This window comes from Protaetiibacter larvae (assembly GCF_008365275.1).
GTDB lineage: Bacteria > Actinomycetota > Actinomycetes > Actinomycetales > Microbacteriaceae > Homoserinibacter > Homoserinibacter larvae.
Window position 1 is genome coordinate 632,217 of the sequence record NZ_CP043504.1, and the last position, 12,514, is coordinate 644,730.

Sequence of the window (12,514 nt, forward strand, 5' to 3'; positions counted from 1 at the left end):
GGCGTATCGAGATCCGGACCACGAGAAGGACTCATGGCAGACGACACCACGACCGAGCAGCCGCCGGCCGACCGCATCGAACAGGTCGACCTGCAGCTCGAGATGCAGCAGAGCTACCTCGAGTACGCGATGAGCGTCATCGTCGGGCGCGCCCTGCCCGACGTGCGCGACGGCCTCAAGCCCGTGCACCGCCGCGTGATCTACACGATGTACGACGGCGGCTACCGCCCCGACCGCGCCTTCTCGAAGTGCACGCGCGTCATCGGCGATGTCATGGGTCAGTTCCACCCGCACGGCGACAGCTCCGTGTACGACGCCCTCGTGCGCCTCGTGCAGCCGTGGTCGCTGCGCTACCCGCTCGCCCTCGGCCAGGGCAACTTCGGCTCCCCCGGCAACGACGGCGCCGCCGCCCACCGGTACACCGAGACCAAGATGTCGCCGCTCGCCATGGAGATGGTGCGCGACATCGACGAGAACACCGTCGACATGACCGAGAACTACGACGGGCGCACGCAGGAGCCCCGCGTGCTCCCGGCCCGGTTCCCGAACCTGCTCGTCAACGGTTCCGTGGGCATCGCGGTGGGCATGGCGACCAACATCCCGCCGCACAACCTGCGTGAGGTGGCGGATGCCGCGCTCTGGGCGCTCGAACACCCGGACGCCACCCGCGAGGAGCTGCTGGAGGCGGCCATCGCGCGCATCAAGGGACCGGACTTCCCGACCGGGGCGCAGATCCTGGGCGTCAAGGGCATCCACGACGCCTACCGCACGGGTCGCGGCGCGATCACCATGCGCGCCGTCGTCAACGTCGAGGAGCTGCAGGGCCGCACCTGCCTCGTCGTCACCGAGCTGCCCTACCAGGTCAACCCGGACAACCTGGCCGAGAAGATCGCGCTGCTCATCAAGGAGGGCAAGCTCCAGGGCATCGCCGACATCCGCGACGAGACCTCGGGTCGTACCGGACAACGACTCGTGATCATCCTCAAGCGTGACGCGGTCGCGCGCGTCGTTCTGAACAATCTCTACAAGCACACCCAGTTGCAGGAGAACTTCGGAGCGAACATGCTGGCGATCGTCGACGGGGTCCCGCGGACCCTCTCCATCGACGCCTTCCTCACGTACTGGATCCAGCACCAGATCGAGGTGATCGTCCGGCGCACCCAGTTCCGCCTCGACAAGGCCGAAGCCGACGCCCACATCCAGCGCGGCTACGTGAAGGCGCTCGACGCGCTCGACGAGGTCATCGCCCTCATCCGCCGCTCCCCCGACGTCGAGGAGGCCCGGGCCGGCCTCATCACGCTGCTGAAGATCGACGAGCTGCAGGCCGACGCGATCCTCGCGCTGCAGTTGCGCCGCCTCGCCGCACTCGAGCGTCAGAAGATCCAGGACCGTCTCGCCGAGCTCGAGCGTGAGATCGGCGAATACCGGCTGATCCTCGCCGACGAGTCGCGCCAGCGCGGCATCATCACCCGGGAGCTCGGCGAGATCGCCGCCAAGTACGGCGACGAACGCCGCACCGAGATCCTGTACGGCTTCGACGGGGACATGAGCGTCGAAGACCTCATCCCCGAAGAGGAGATGGTGGTCACCGTCACGCGCGGCGGCTACATCAAGCGCACCCGTAGCGACAACTACCGCTCGCAGCACCGCGGCGGTCGTGGGGTGAAGGGCGCGCAGCTGCGGGCGGACGACGTGGTCGAGCACTTCTTCGTCACCACCACCCACCACTGGCTGCTGTTCTTCACCACCACGGGCCGCGTCTATCGGGCGAAGGCGTACGAACTGCAGGAGGCCGGCCGCGACGCGAAGGGTCAGCACGTCGCCAACCTGCTCGCGCTGCAACCCGACGAGCAGATCGCCCAGATCCTCGACATCCGCGACTACGGGGTGGCGCCGTACCTCGCCCTCGCCACGCGCGGCGGCTACATCAAGAAGACCGCGCTGCGCGAGTACGACACCAACCGCACCGGCGGCATCATCGCCATCAACCTCAACGACGGCGACGAGGTGGTCTCCGCGCTGCTCGTGGACGAGTCCAGCGACGTGCTGCTCGTCTCGCGGCACGGCCAGTCGCTGCGGTTCACGGCCGACGACACCTCGCTGCGTCCCATGGGCCGCTCGACCGCGGGCGTGCACGGCATGAAGTTCCGCGACGACGACACGCTGCTCTCGGCATCCGTCGTGGCCCGCGGATCCGAGGCCGAACCGGTCGACGAGGATGCGGATGCGGAGGTCGTCGACGGGCCGTTCGTCTTCGTGGTGACCGAGGGCGGATTCGCCAAGCGCACCGCGGTGTCGCAGTACCGGGTGCAGGGACGCAACGGATTCGGCATCCTCGTGGCCAAGCTCACCGAAGCCCGCGGCGAGCTCGCAGGCGCCCTCATCGTCGAACAGGACGACGAGGTGCTCGCAGTTCTCGCCAGTGGCAAGGTGATAAGGTCTGCCGTGGCCGAGGTCCCGCCGAAGGGCCGGAACACGATGGGCGTCAAGTTCGCGCAGCTCGCCGACGACGACCGGATCATCGCGATCGCCCGCAACAGCGAGCGCAACCTGGCGGCCGCAGACACCGAGGAATCCGTCGAACCCGCAGGGGAAGACACGACGGATGCACCCGACACCCCGAAGGACGAGAACGCATGAGCAGCGTCGCCGAGAAGCTCCAGCGCAAGGAGCACCGTAGCGCCACCTCCAAGCAGGTGCGCCTGAAGCTGGTCTACATCGACTTCTGGTCGGTCGTGAAGCTGAGCTTCCTGGTCTGGCTGTGCCTCGGCGTCGTGCTGATCGTCGCCTCGGTGCTCGTGTGGGTGGTGCTCAACTCGACCGACGTGTTCCACTCGCTCGACCTGCTGCTGCGCGACATCCTCGGCAACGAGAACTTCTCCATCACCGACAACTTCGGACTCAGCCAGGTGGTGCTGTTCACCTTCGTCGTCGCGGTGCTCAACACCGTCACCGGAACCATCCTCGGCGCCATCGGCGCGCTGCTGTACAACCTCAGCGTGCGCTTCACCGGCGGACTGCTCGTCGGGTTCCAGAACAACTGAGCGCTTTTGCCCCACTCTGAAACGTGGGGTACTGTAGGCGAGGCCGTTCCACGGAGCGGATTCTCAAGGGGCTATAGCTCAGGCGGTTAGAGCGCTTCGCTGATAACGAAGAGGTCCCAGGTTCAAGTCCTGGTAGCCCCACCGTGTTTCTTTGCACCGCGATAATCCGCGGCGCGTCGCTCCGCGACCGGCACGAGCGCGGTCGCGCCGGTCGCTGTGGAGACTTCTCGACGTCGGCCTCCGTGCGGCTCTCCCGCTCCTGCTGATCGAGTGCCGCCGAAGGCGGTGTATCGCTCCTGCTGATCGAGTGCCGCCGAAGGCGGTGTATCGAGATCTGCGCGCACCCGCCAGACTGGGCGCGTGTTCGGCGAATACGACGATGCCCAGTGGGTGGCGCTCGCGTTCGTGTTCCTCGGGATCGCGCTCATGCTCGCGCTCGTCGTGCGGCGCTTCGTGCCGTGGCTCGCCGCGCTCTACCTGCCGGTGAGCGTGATCGCCGGGTTCCTCATCCTGCTGCTCGGCCCGCAGCTGCTGGGGGCCTGGACCGGCGGGCACGGGTTGTTCCCGCAGCAGGCGATCGACGTGCTCGCGCGCCTCCCGGGGCTGCTCATCAACGTCGTGTTCGCCGGGATCATGATCGGCAAACGCCTGCCATCGGTGCGCGAGATCTGGCAGCAGTCCGCTCCGCACGTGATCCTCGGCAGCGTGTACTCCTTCGGGCAGTTCGCGCTCGGCGCGTTCGCGGTGGCGCTCGTGCTCGGCCCGCTGTTCGGGCTGCCGGATGCTGCGGCCTCGATCCTGGAACTGTCGTTCGCGGGCGGGCACGGCACGATCGCCGGCATGGGCGGCATCCTCGAGAACGCGGGCGCCCCCGAGGTGATCGATCTGGGCCTGGGCCTGGCGACGATCAGCATGGTGACGGGCGTCGTGGGCGGCTCGATCCTCGTGAACTACGGGATGCGGTCGCCGCGCATCGAGGTGGCGCGCAAGCATCCGGCGCGCAGCGGCCCGCTGCGCCTGTCGGAGGTGGAGCCGAACGCCTCCGATGAGCAGACCACCCGCCTCGGTCTCGGTTCGACGGGTCGGGCGTTCGCGGGCATCACGATCGCGGTGGCGATCGGCATCCTGATCCTCGAGCTGCTGCGGCTGGTGACGGGCGCGTTCGGGTCGGACATCTTCGACGACTTCCCGCTGTTCCCGTTCACGGTGATCGGCGGGTTCCTCGTGCAGCTCGTGCTCACCCTCACCCGCACCGAGCGTTATGTGGATCGTCGCTCGGTGAACGACATCACGGGCCTTGCGCTCGATGTGCTCATCGCGGCGGCGATCGGCACGATGTCGCTTGCGGCGCTCGGCTCCAACATCGTGAGTCTCGTGATCCTCACGGTCATCGCGGTGGCGTGGAGTGTGGTCGGGATGCTGTGGCTGGGTCCGCGGATCTTCCCGACGCAGTGGTTCGAGCGCTCCATCGCCGACTTCGGGCAGTCGCAGGGCAATGTGGCGACCGGGTTCGTCCTGGCCGACATGGCCGACCCGGAGCGGCGGACGGTCGCGGCATCCGGGTACGGCTACAAGCAGCTCATCTACGAGCCGCTGCTCGGGGGCGGGCTCATCACGGCGTTCAGCGTGCCGGTGGTGCTCGCGATCGGACCGCTGTGGTTCGGGGCGGGTGCCGCGGTGATCACGGCGGTGCTCATCCTGTGGGGGATCGCGCGGGTGCGCCACTCCCGCTGATCGTGTAGCCCGCGAAGCGGGCGTCCCCCGCTGATCGAGTAGCCCGCGAAGCGGGCGTCCCCCGCTGATCGAGTAGCCCGCGAAGCGGGCGTCCCCCGCTGATCGAGTAGCCCGCGAAGCGGGCGTATCGAGATCACCCGCCCCGCCCCCCCTACGGCAGCAGCACGATCTTGCCGCGCACCTTTCCGCCCGCGAGCAGTCGGTGGGCCTCCGCCGCCTGCTCGAGCGGCAGGCTGCGGGCGATCTCGATGTCGAACGCTCCGCGTGCCGCGAGCTCGGCGGCGACGCCCACCGCCTCGTGCCGCCACGCCTTCTCCTCGGCGGTCAGCGGGGTCGCGCTGCCGCCCGACCAGGCGCGGATGCCCCAGCCGGGTGCGTCGGCGCCGCGCACGATCGTGCCCACCTGCTGCGGGTCGGCGACGAGCTCGAGAGATGCCGCGATGGCTTCGTCGGTGCCGGCGGCGTCGAGCACCCGGTCGACCCCCTGCGGTGCGATCGCCCGGACGCGCTCCGCGAGCCCCGGACCGTACTCGACGGGGATCGCGCCGAGCTGGCGCAGGCGGTCCTGGTTGGCCGGGCCCGCGGTCCCGATGACGGTGGCGCCCCACGCGCGCGCGAACTGCACGGCGGCCTGGCCGACCGCACCGGAGGCGGCGTGGACGAGCAGCGTCGTCCCCTGCCCCACGCCGAGCGATTTGAGGCTCTGGTACGCGGTGCCCGCGGGCACGCCGAGCGCGGCGGCCTGCGCCCAGCTGATGGCGGTCGGCTTGCGGGTGAGGCCGCTCGCCGCGACGATCGCGTGCGTCGCGTAGGCGCCCCGCACCCCGCTCGCGATCACCTCGTCGCCGACCGCCCACCCCTCGACCCCCGGGCCGACGGCGGCGACGACACCCGAGGCATCCGATCCGACCCGGCGGGGCGTCGTGATGGGCGTGCTCGCCCGCAGCCCCGCCCGCAGCTTCGCGTCGATCGGATTGACGCCCGCCGCCCGCACCTCGAGCAGCACCTCGCCGTCGCCCGGTTCCGGCGTCGCCACCTCGACGAACTCGAGCACCTCCGGTCCGCCGAACTCCGTGTACTGAACGACCCCAGCCATCCCAACCTCCATCGCGATGTGTCCGTAGACATGTCTACGTCACCACAGACCCCTGCGCACGGGTCTCCCGACGCACGAAGACATGTCGACGCGCAACAGCAGGTAGGCTGGCTGGTCGCGGGGCCTTAGCTCAATTGGTAGAGCGCCTGCTTTGCAAGCAGGAGGTCAGGGGTTCGATTCCCCTAGGCTCCACTCCTTCCCTCGCGCAGTTCAGCCACCAGCCCTATCCCGCAGACCCCGACGCGCGTACCGTCGAGGCATGACGAAACTCACGGAGAAACTGGCGGAGCTCGTTCCCTCCTGGGGCGCGAAGCTGGCGTACGCCGAGAAGACCACGGTGGACGGGGTGGAGATCCTGCCGGTCGCGATCGTCGCCTTCGGCTTCGGCGGTGGCGAGGGCTCGGGCGAGGTGCCCGAGGGCGGCAAGACGCCCGCAGGCAAGGGTGAGGGCAGCGGTGGGGGTGGCGGCGGCTACGGGGTGCCGATCGGCGCGTACCTCACGGGGCCGGACGGGGTGAAGTTCCGCCCCAACACCGTCGCGCTGCTCGTCGCCGCGGTGCCCGTCGTCTCGGCCGTCGGCTGGGGCGTCGCGCAGGTGATCCGCGCCTGCAAGGGGCGGGGGCGCGGCATCTTCGGCTGACACGCCGGTGATCTCTAGACGCGTCCGCCGCGCGGGCGCGTCTCGATCACCTTCGGGCTAGAACTCGTCCTCGGCGTCGTCGCCCACATCGATGGAGCCGACGTCGGCCAGGTCCTCGATCCACAGGTCCTCGTCGGCGCGCAGCGTCTGCCAGGCGGCGTACGCGACACCCGCCACGGCGACGACGCCGAGGCCGATGAGGATGAAGCCGCCGACGCCGATGCCGCCCTTGGGCGAGGACGCCGGCACCTTCGAGACGACCTTGCCGCCCGACTTCGCGGCCGAGCGCACCACCTCGCGCACGCGCGGGTCGCGGACCGCCTCGATCACGGCGATCGCCGAGCCGACAGCACCCGAGAGCGCGGGCAGCACATCCCCCACGACCTTGTCCTTGACGGCCGAGCCGGCCGTGCGGGCGCCCGCGATACCCGTGGCGACCGCGGGCTGCACCCGATCGGTGTAGACGTCGGCGATGCGCGGCGCCACCTCCTCACGGGCGAGGGCGGACGCCTGGCGGCTGGCCTCGCGGAGCACGTAGCTGGCGTGGTCGAGCGCGTCGCGCTGCTGCTCCCACAGCTCCTCCGCCGAGCGCTTGAGCTTCTTCAGTTCCTTCTGACGCGTGCGGGACAGAGCCATGTCGACCTCCGGATGCGGTTCGGCGTACTCCCATCCTGCCACGGGGCCCTTGTGAAACAATGGCCGAATGCCACTTCCCACCGCAGTCGCGACCATCCACACCACCCTCGGCGACATCAAGGTCAACCTGTTCGGCAACCACGCCCCCGTCACGGTCGACAACTTCGTCGGCCTCGCCACGGGCACCAAGGAGTGGCGGCACCCCGGAACCGGCGAGGTCTCCACCACGCCGCTGTACGACGGCGTCATCTTCCACCGCATCATCAAGGACTTCATGCTGCAGGGCGGCGACCCGCTCGGCCAGGGCATCGGCGGCCCCGGCTACCAGTTCGACGACGAGATCCACCCCGAGCTCGCCTTCACCACCCCCTACCTGCTGGCCATGGCGAACGCCGGCAAGCAGGCGGGACGCGGCACCAACGGCTCGCAGTTCTTCATCACCACCGTCCCCACCGGGTGGCTGACCGGGAAGCACACCATCTTCGGCGAGGTCGCGGATGACGAATCGAAGCGCGTCGTCGACGCCATCGAGGCGGTGCCGACCGACGGTCGCGACAAGCCGCTCGAGGATGTCGTGATCACCGGCATCGACGTCGAGAACCTGTGAGCTCACCCCGTTTCGGCGAGCAGCTCGAGGACGACCCCTCGGTCTGCTACCGGCACCCCGATCGGCACAGCTGGGTGCTCTGCCAGCGGTGCGGGCGCACCATCTGCCCGGAGTGCCAGATCCTGGCGCCCGTCGGGGTGCAGTGCCCGGAGTGCGTGCGCGAGGCGGGGGGCTCCGTGCAGTGGACGAACCCCCACGCGCGCCCCGCCAAGGCCCGTGCCACCCGGGCGAGCCGCCCGGCGACCCCGAGCTCGGGATTCGCGGGATGGATCACGGGGCTGCTCCGCCCGGGCGGCGAGTCCCCACCGCTGAGCTGGGTGTTCGCGGGGGTCGCGGTGCTGCTGTGGCTCGTCGGGCTGTTCACGAGCAACCTGCCCGCGCTGTACCTCGGGGCGTTCCCGGATGTCGCCTGGCAGGTGTGGCGCTTCGTCACCTACGCGTTCACGCTCCCGGCGCAGGCGAGCCTGCAGGGCATCCTGTCGTTCGCGCTCAGCCTGTTCTTCTGGCTGTTGTTCGCCCCGTCGGTGGAGCGCAGCATCGGGCGCACGCGTTTCCTCACCGTGTTCTTCTCGGCTGCGATCTTCGGGGCGGCCGCGCAGCTCATCTTCGGCGGCGTCGCGCTCGGCTTGGGCGCCGGCCTGTTCGGTTTGTTCGGCTCGTACGCCGTGCTCATGTGGTCGTACCCGCCGGCGCGCACCCAGATCCTGGTGGTGCTCGCGATCAACGTGGCGATCAACCTCGCCCTCGGCGGCGGCAGCCTGCCGCTCATCCTCGCGGGTCTCCTGGCGGGCGCCGGGGCGACCTACTTGCTGCAGTTCTACGCGGATCGGGCGCGCTCGCATCCGTCGACGCCGTATCTGATCATCGGGGCCGGGGTGGCCGCGCTCGCCGCCGTGGCGGTCGTCGTGAATCTCGGCTACGTGCTGGCCTGATTCACCGGGCCGCGGACCGCACTGTCCACAGCCGTGTCCACAGTGTGGACAGAATCACACGCGTGTAATTCGGATGGGGAGGCGCGGGGTCAGCGCCAACGGGTCGTCATGAGGAAGCCGATGAACATGATGCCGAAGCCGACGAGGATGTTTCCGGCGCCGAGAGCCTGGATCGGCAGCGAGTTCTGGCTCACGTAGAAGACGATGATCCAGGCGAGGCCGACGAGCATGAAGCCGAACATGACCGGCTTGAACCACACCGGGTTGGGGGCGTCCTCGCCCTTGGCGGTCTCGGAAGCGGCCGGCTTGGTACGGGTGTTGGGACGGGCCATGCCCAGAATCATAACCCGCAGGCGGCTCGAGCCCCGAGCGAAGGCTCAGGTCGCCGCCCGTACAATCGCTCTATGAGCGCCGGACCCGATGCCGCGCCGACCCTGCAGCCTCCCACGGAGCCCGGTCGGCGAGCGCGTCGCGCCGCCGCGCGGAAGCAGGCGGCCGGGCGCCGGCGGGTCTCGGTGATCGGCGTCTTCGGGGAACTGCTCATCACGGCGGGCGCCCTCGTGCTGGCCTTCATCGGCTGGCAGCTGTGGATCGGCGACACCCTCATCGGCGACCAGCTCGAGAAGCAGGCCGCCGAGCAGAGCGAGGCGTGGAACGAGGCGGCCCGGCAGTCCCCGCCGCCCACGCCCGACGGCACCGACGAGCCGGACGACCCGACCGTGGACGCCGATCCGCAGCCGCCCGTCGAGGTCGCACCCGCCAACGCGGTGCCGTTCGGCCGACTCCTCGTGCCCCGGTGGGGATCCGATTACCTGCGTCCCATCGCCGAAGGGGTGGGGGTGTCGGATGTGCTCAACAAGGGCGAGCTGGGCCACTACCCCTCCACCCAGATGCCCGGTGAGCTCGGCAACTTCGCGATCGCCGCGCACCGTACCACCAAGGGCGGCTCGCTGCACCGCATCCACGAACTCCAGCTCGGCGACCACATCTACGTCGAAACGGCCGCCGGCTGGTACCAGTACTCGTTCCGCAACCTCGAATACGTGCGCGCCTCGGGGGTCGGTGTGCTCGACCCGGTTCCCCAGACCGCGGGCGCGGTCCCGAGCGAGAGCTACATCACGCTCACGAGCTGCAACCCCATCCTCACCTCGGTGGAGCGCATCATCGCCTACGGCGTCTACGACCGCTTCTACCCGCGGGATCCCTCGAAGCCGGCTGCCGGTGCACCCGAGGAGATCGCACCCACCGTGATCCAGGCGGCGGGGGTCTGATGTACGGGGCGTTGTGGCGCGTGCTTCCCGGACCCTGGTGGGTGCGGGTGCTCATCCTGCTCGTGCTCGTGGCCGCGGTGCTCGCGGCCCTCATCTTCTGGGTGTTCCCCTGGGTGGATCAGTTCATCAGCCTGCAGGAAGTGACGGTCGACGAATGACCCGCGTTCTCGTGATCGACAACTACGACAGCTTCGTGTACACGCTCAACGGCTACCTGCTGCAGCTGGGCGCGGAGACCGAGGTCGTGCGCAACGACGCCTTCGCCCCTGAGGACGCCGCCGAGCGCATCGCCGGGTTCGATGCGGTGCTGCTCTCCCCCGGTCCCGGCAACCCGGCCGAGGCGGGGGTGTCGATCCCGGTGGTGCATGCGGCGCTCGCGGCGGGTTCGCCGCTGCTCGGGGTGTGCCTGGGTCATCAGGCGATCGCGGAGGCGCTCGGCGCCACGGTCACCCACGCCGACGAGCTCATGCACGGCAAGACCTCGCTCATCCGCCACGACGACTCGCCGTTCTTCGACGGCGTACCCCAGCCGTTCCGGGCGACCCGCTACCACTCGCTCGCGGTCGTCGACGGGACGGTCCCCGAGGAGCTCGAGGTGACCGCGCGCACCGATGGCGGCGTCATCATGGCGCTGCGGCACCGCGACGCGCCCGTCTTCGGCGTGCAGTTCCACCCCGAGTCGGTGCTCACCGAGGGCGGCTACCGCATGCTCGGCAACTGGCTCGCCACCTCGGGACTGCCCGACGCGGCGACGCGCGCGGTGTCGTTGAGTCCGCTCGTCAAGCTCGGCTGACGCGACGCCTCAGCTCGGCGGCGGTTGGCAGTAGCTGAGCTCGATCGTGGACCGCTGGGGCACGTCGCCCTTCGCCGACTGCGCGAGAACCGTCTGCGGGGTGCACCCGGCGGGGGACTCCGGCCGGAGCTTCCAGGTGAGCTGCAGTCCCTGCAGGTAGCTCTGCGCGTCGGGGACCGGCTTGCCGGTGAGGTCGTCGACCTGCACCATCCCGTTCGAGACGATCAGGTTCACGATCGTGCCGGCCTCGACGTTGACGGGGGAGGTGACGGGCGCGGGGTCGTCGCCGATGGTCGCGGCGATGACGTAGCCCGCGGGCACGTTCGGCGAATAGCTGGAGTTGCTCTGCCCGTACACGAGGCCGAGCTCTTTGATCTTCGCGATCGCGTCGGCCTCGGCGGCATTGGTGAGCACCGGGAGGGCGGTCTTCGGCGGGCCGCTCGAGACGACCACCTCGAGCGTCTCGTTGGGGCTGACCGTGGTCCCCGCGACGATGCTCGTCGAGACGATGAACCCCGCGTCGACCTTGTCGTCCGGGCGATCGACGCGTGTCGGCCGGAGCCCCGCGTCCCGGAGCACCTGCATGCCCGCATCCGCCTGTTGCCCGACCACGTCGGGCACCTTCACGGCCGTGCCGGCGCCCACGTACTCGCCGGGCGAGAGGTTGAACACCCACACCATGGCGGCGACGATCACGACCACCATGACGGCGATGCCGCCCCAGATCCACGCAACCGGCGGCCGGCTCTGGGTGCGAACGGGGCGGTTCTCGTCGTTGGCGAGCCGACGCAGGGTCGCCTCGGAGGCCGCGGTCGAGTTCGGGTTGACACCGAACAGGGTCGCGTTGAAGTCGTCGTCGCCCGGCGCGCGATCCGGCACCTTGCCGCCGGCCGCCACCTCGAGGTCCGCCTTGAAGTCGGCGGCGCTCTGGAAGCGTTCGAAGCGGTCCTTGGCGAGCGCGTGGAGCACGACCGCGCTCATCGCCGGGGACACCGTGGGGTTGACCGCGTTCGGCGGGGTCGGGAGCTCGCTCACGTGCTGGTACGCGACCGCGACGGGGCTGTCGGCGCGGAACGGGGTGCGGCCGGTGAGCAGCTCGTAGAGCACGACGCCCGTCGAGTAGAGGTCGGTGCGCGCGTCGACGCTCTCGCCCCTGGCCTGCTCGGGCGAGAAGTAGCTCGCGGTGCCGAGCACGGCGCTCGTCTGGGCGACGTTCGCGGACGACTCGGAGATGGCGCGGGCGATGCCGAAGTCCATCACCTTGACCTGGCCGTTCGGGGTGAGCATGACGTTGCCGGGCTTGATGTCGCGGTGCACCACGCCCGCGCGGTGCGAGTACTCGAGCGCCGTCAGGATGCCGGTCACGATGCGCGCCGCCTCGTCGGCGGGCACCGGGCCGTTCGCGATGAGGTCGGAGAGGAGCTTGCCCTCGATGCGCTCCATCACGATGAACGGCAGCTGCACGTCGTGGCCGTCGGCCCCGCGCACGGTCTCCTCGCCCGCATCGAAGACGCGCACGATCGTGGGGTGCGCCATCCGGGCCGCCGCCTGCGCCTCCTGGCGGAAGCGGGTGCGGAACGCCGGATCGGTGGCGAGCGACGGGCGCAGGAGCTTGATGGCGACGCGTCGGTTGAGGCGGGTGTCGAGCCCCTCGTGCACCTCGGCCATGCCTCCGCGCCCGAGGAGCGCGCCGATCTCGTAGCGACCGGCCAGCGTCCGGACGCCGTCGGTCACCGCATCACTCACCCGGTCAGTCTAGCG

At 69.9% G+C, this 12,514-nt stretch carries 13 protein-coding genes and 2 tRNA genes; 11 read left to right on the forward strand and 4 right to left on the reverse strand.

Annotation, left to right across the window (positions count from 1 at the left end; genetic code table 11):
- The first annotated feature begins 33 nt into the window (after positions 1-33).
- The 4 genes from gyrA to FLP23_RS02895 all read left to right on the forward strand — a co-directional run bounded on the left by gyrA (position 34) and on the right by FLP23_RS02895 (position 4,778).
- Positions 34-2,640 carry a DNA gyrase subunit A gene (gene gyrA, locus FLP23_RS02880; RefSeq protein ID WP_149324483.1) on the forward strand — a complete coding sequence of 869 codons (2,607 nt, stop codon included), beginning with the start codon at positions 34-36 and terminating at the stop codon, positions 2,638-2,640.
- Complete coding sequence (locus FLP23_RS02885) at positions 2,637-3,044, forward strand: DUF3566 domain-containing protein (RefSeq protein ID WP_149324484.1); 408 nt, start codon at positions 2,637-2,639, stop codon at positions 3,042-3,044. Before gyrA ends, FLP23_RS02885 begins: the two co-directional genes overlap by 4 nt.
- A 67-nt stretch (positions 3,045-3,111) precedes the next feature.
- Positions 3,112-3,185: transfer RNA gene (locus FLP23_RS02890), tRNA-Ile, on the forward strand.
- A 219-nt stretch (positions 3,186-3,404) separates the two neighbouring features.
- Positions 3,405-4,778, forward strand: a complete 1,374-nt coding sequence (locus FLP23_RS02895) for a sodium/glutamate symporter (RefSeq protein WP_149324485.1) — start codon at positions 3,405-3,407, stop codon at positions 4,776-4,778.
- Positions 4,779-4,929: 151 nt separating this feature from the next.
- Here FLP23_RS02895 and FLP23_RS02900 read toward each other — a convergent pair whose 3' ends face one another.
- Complete coding sequence (locus FLP23_RS02900; RefSeq protein ID WP_149324486.1) at positions 4,930-5,874, reverse strand: quinone oxidoreductase family protein; 945 nt, start codon at positions 5,872-5,874, stop codon at positions 4,930-4,932.
- Positions 5,875-5,993: 119 nt separating this feature from the next.
- Here FLP23_RS02900 and FLP23_RS02905 point away from each other — a divergent pair.
- Positions 5,994-6,066: transfer RNA gene (locus FLP23_RS02905), tRNA-Ala, on the forward strand.
- A gap of 67 nt (positions 6,067-6,133) precedes the next feature.
- Positions 6,134-6,514 (forward strand): hypothetical protein, encoded by a 381-nt coding sequence (locus FLP23_RS02910; protein ID WP_149324487.1) that lies wholly within the window; start codon positions 6,134-6,136, stop codon positions 6,512-6,514.
- A 57-nt stretch (positions 6,515-6,571) separates the two neighbouring features.
- On the opposite strand, the gene FLP23_RS02915 is transcribed toward FLP23_RS02910, so the two are convergent.
- Positions 6,572-7,150 (reverse strand): hypothetical protein, encoded by a 579-nt coding sequence (locus FLP23_RS02915; protein WP_210413927.1) that lies wholly within the window; start codon positions 7,148-7,150, stop codon positions 6,572-6,574.
- A 67-nt stretch (positions 7,151-7,217) separates the two neighbouring features.
- Between FLP23_RS02915 and FLP23_RS02920 the strand changes: the two genes are divergently transcribed.
- Entirely contained in the window at positions 7,218-7,757 is a 540-nt protein-coding gene (locus FLP23_RS02920; RefSeq protein ID WP_149324489.1) for a peptidylprolyl isomerase, read from the forward strand.
- Positions 7,754-8,689: a rhomboid family intramembrane serine protease gene (locus FLP23_RS02925; RefSeq protein ID WP_149324490.1), complete on the forward strand. Its 936-nt coding sequence runs from the start codon at positions 7,754-7,756 to the stop codon at positions 8,687-8,689. The genes FLP23_RS02920 and FLP23_RS02925 overlap by 4 nt, the downstream gene beginning before the upstream one ends.
- Positions 8,690-8,778: 89 nt before the next feature.
- Here the strand turns inward: FLP23_RS02925 and FLP23_RS02930 are convergent, their stop codons facing one another.
- Positions 8,779-9,021 carry a cell division protein CrgA gene (locus FLP23_RS02930; RefSeq protein ID WP_149324491.1) on the reverse strand — a complete coding sequence of 81 codons (243 nt, stop codon included), beginning with the start codon at positions 9,019-9,021 and terminating at the stop codon, positions 8,779-8,781.
- Between the two features lie 72 nt (positions 9,022-9,093).
- Between FLP23_RS02930 and FLP23_RS02935 the strand changes: the two genes are divergently transcribed.
- The 3 genes from FLP23_RS02935 to FLP23_RS02940 are packed head-to-tail and all read left to right on the forward strand — an operon-like array spanning position 9,094 to position 10,753.
- On the forward strand, positions 9,094-9,960 hold the full coding sequence (locus FLP23_RS02935) for a class E sortase (RefSeq protein WP_149324492.1): 867 nt from the start codon (positions 9,094-9,096) through the stop codon (positions 9,958-9,960).
- Complete coding sequence (locus FLP23_RS12175) at positions 9,960-10,118, forward strand: hypothetical protein (protein ID WP_168200359.1); 159 nt, start codon at positions 9,960-9,962, stop codon at positions 10,116-10,118. Before FLP23_RS02935 ends, FLP23_RS12175 begins: the two co-directional genes overlap by 1 nt.
- Positions 10,115-10,753, forward strand: a complete 639-nt coding sequence (locus tag FLP23_RS02940; protein WP_149324493.1) for an anthranilate synthase component II — start codon at positions 10,115-10,117, stop codon at positions 10,751-10,753. Before FLP23_RS12175 ends, FLP23_RS02940 begins: the two co-directional genes overlap by 4 nt.
- A gap of 9 nt (positions 10,754-10,762) precedes the next feature.
- Here the strand turns inward: FLP23_RS02940 and pknB are convergent, their stop codons facing one another.
- Positions 10,763-12,499, reverse strand: a complete 1,737-nt coding sequence (gene pknB, locus FLP23_RS02945; RefSeq protein WP_149324494.1) for a Stk1 family PASTA domain-containing Ser/Thr kinase — start codon at positions 12,497-12,499, stop codon at positions 10,763-10,765.
- Positions 12,500-12,514: the final 15 nt, after the last annotated feature.

Excerpts from the sequence above, each read along its gene's own strand:
- gyrA (WP_149324483.1), top strand. The coding sequence starts at position 34 with ATGGCAGACGACACCACGACCGAGCAGCCGCCGGCCGACCGCATCGAA.
- FLP23_RS02885 (WP_149324484.1), top strand. The coding sequence starts at position 2,637 with ATGAGCAGCGTCGCCGAGAAGCTCCAGCGCAAGGAGCACCGTAGCGCC.
- FLP23_RS02900 (WP_149324486.1), bottom strand. The coding sequence starts at position 5,874 with ATGGCTGGGGTCGTTCAGTACACGGAGTTCGGCGGACCGGAGGTGCTC.
- FLP23_RS02910 (WP_149324487.1), top strand. The coding sequence starts at position 6,134 with ATGACGAAACTCACGGAGAAACTGGCGGAGCTCGTTCCCTCCTGGGGC.
- FLP23_RS02915 (WP_210413927.1), bottom strand. The coding sequence starts at position 7,150 with ATGGCTCTGTCCCGCACGCGTCAGAAGGAACTGAAGAAGCTCAAGCGC.
- FLP23_RS02920 (WP_149324489.1), top strand. The coding sequence starts at position 7,218 with ATGCCACTTCCCACCGCAGTCGCGACCATCCACACCACCCTCGGCGAC.
- FLP23_RS02930 (WP_149324491.1), bottom strand. The coding sequence starts at position 9,021 with ATGGCCCGTCCCAACACCCGTACCAAGCCGGCCGCTTCCGAGACCGCC.
- FLP23_RS02935 (WP_149324492.1), top strand. The coding sequence starts at position 9,094 with ATGAGCGCCGGACCCGATGCCGCGCCGACCCTGCAGCCTCCCACGGAG.
- FLP23_RS12175 (WP_168200359.1), top strand. The coding sequence starts at position 9,960 with ATGTACGGGGCGTTGTGGCGCGTGCTTCCCGGACCCTGGTGGGTGCGG.
- FLP23_RS02940 (WP_149324493.1), top strand. The coding sequence starts at position 10,115 with ATGACCCGCGTTCTCGTGATCGACAACTACGACAGCTTCGTGTACACG.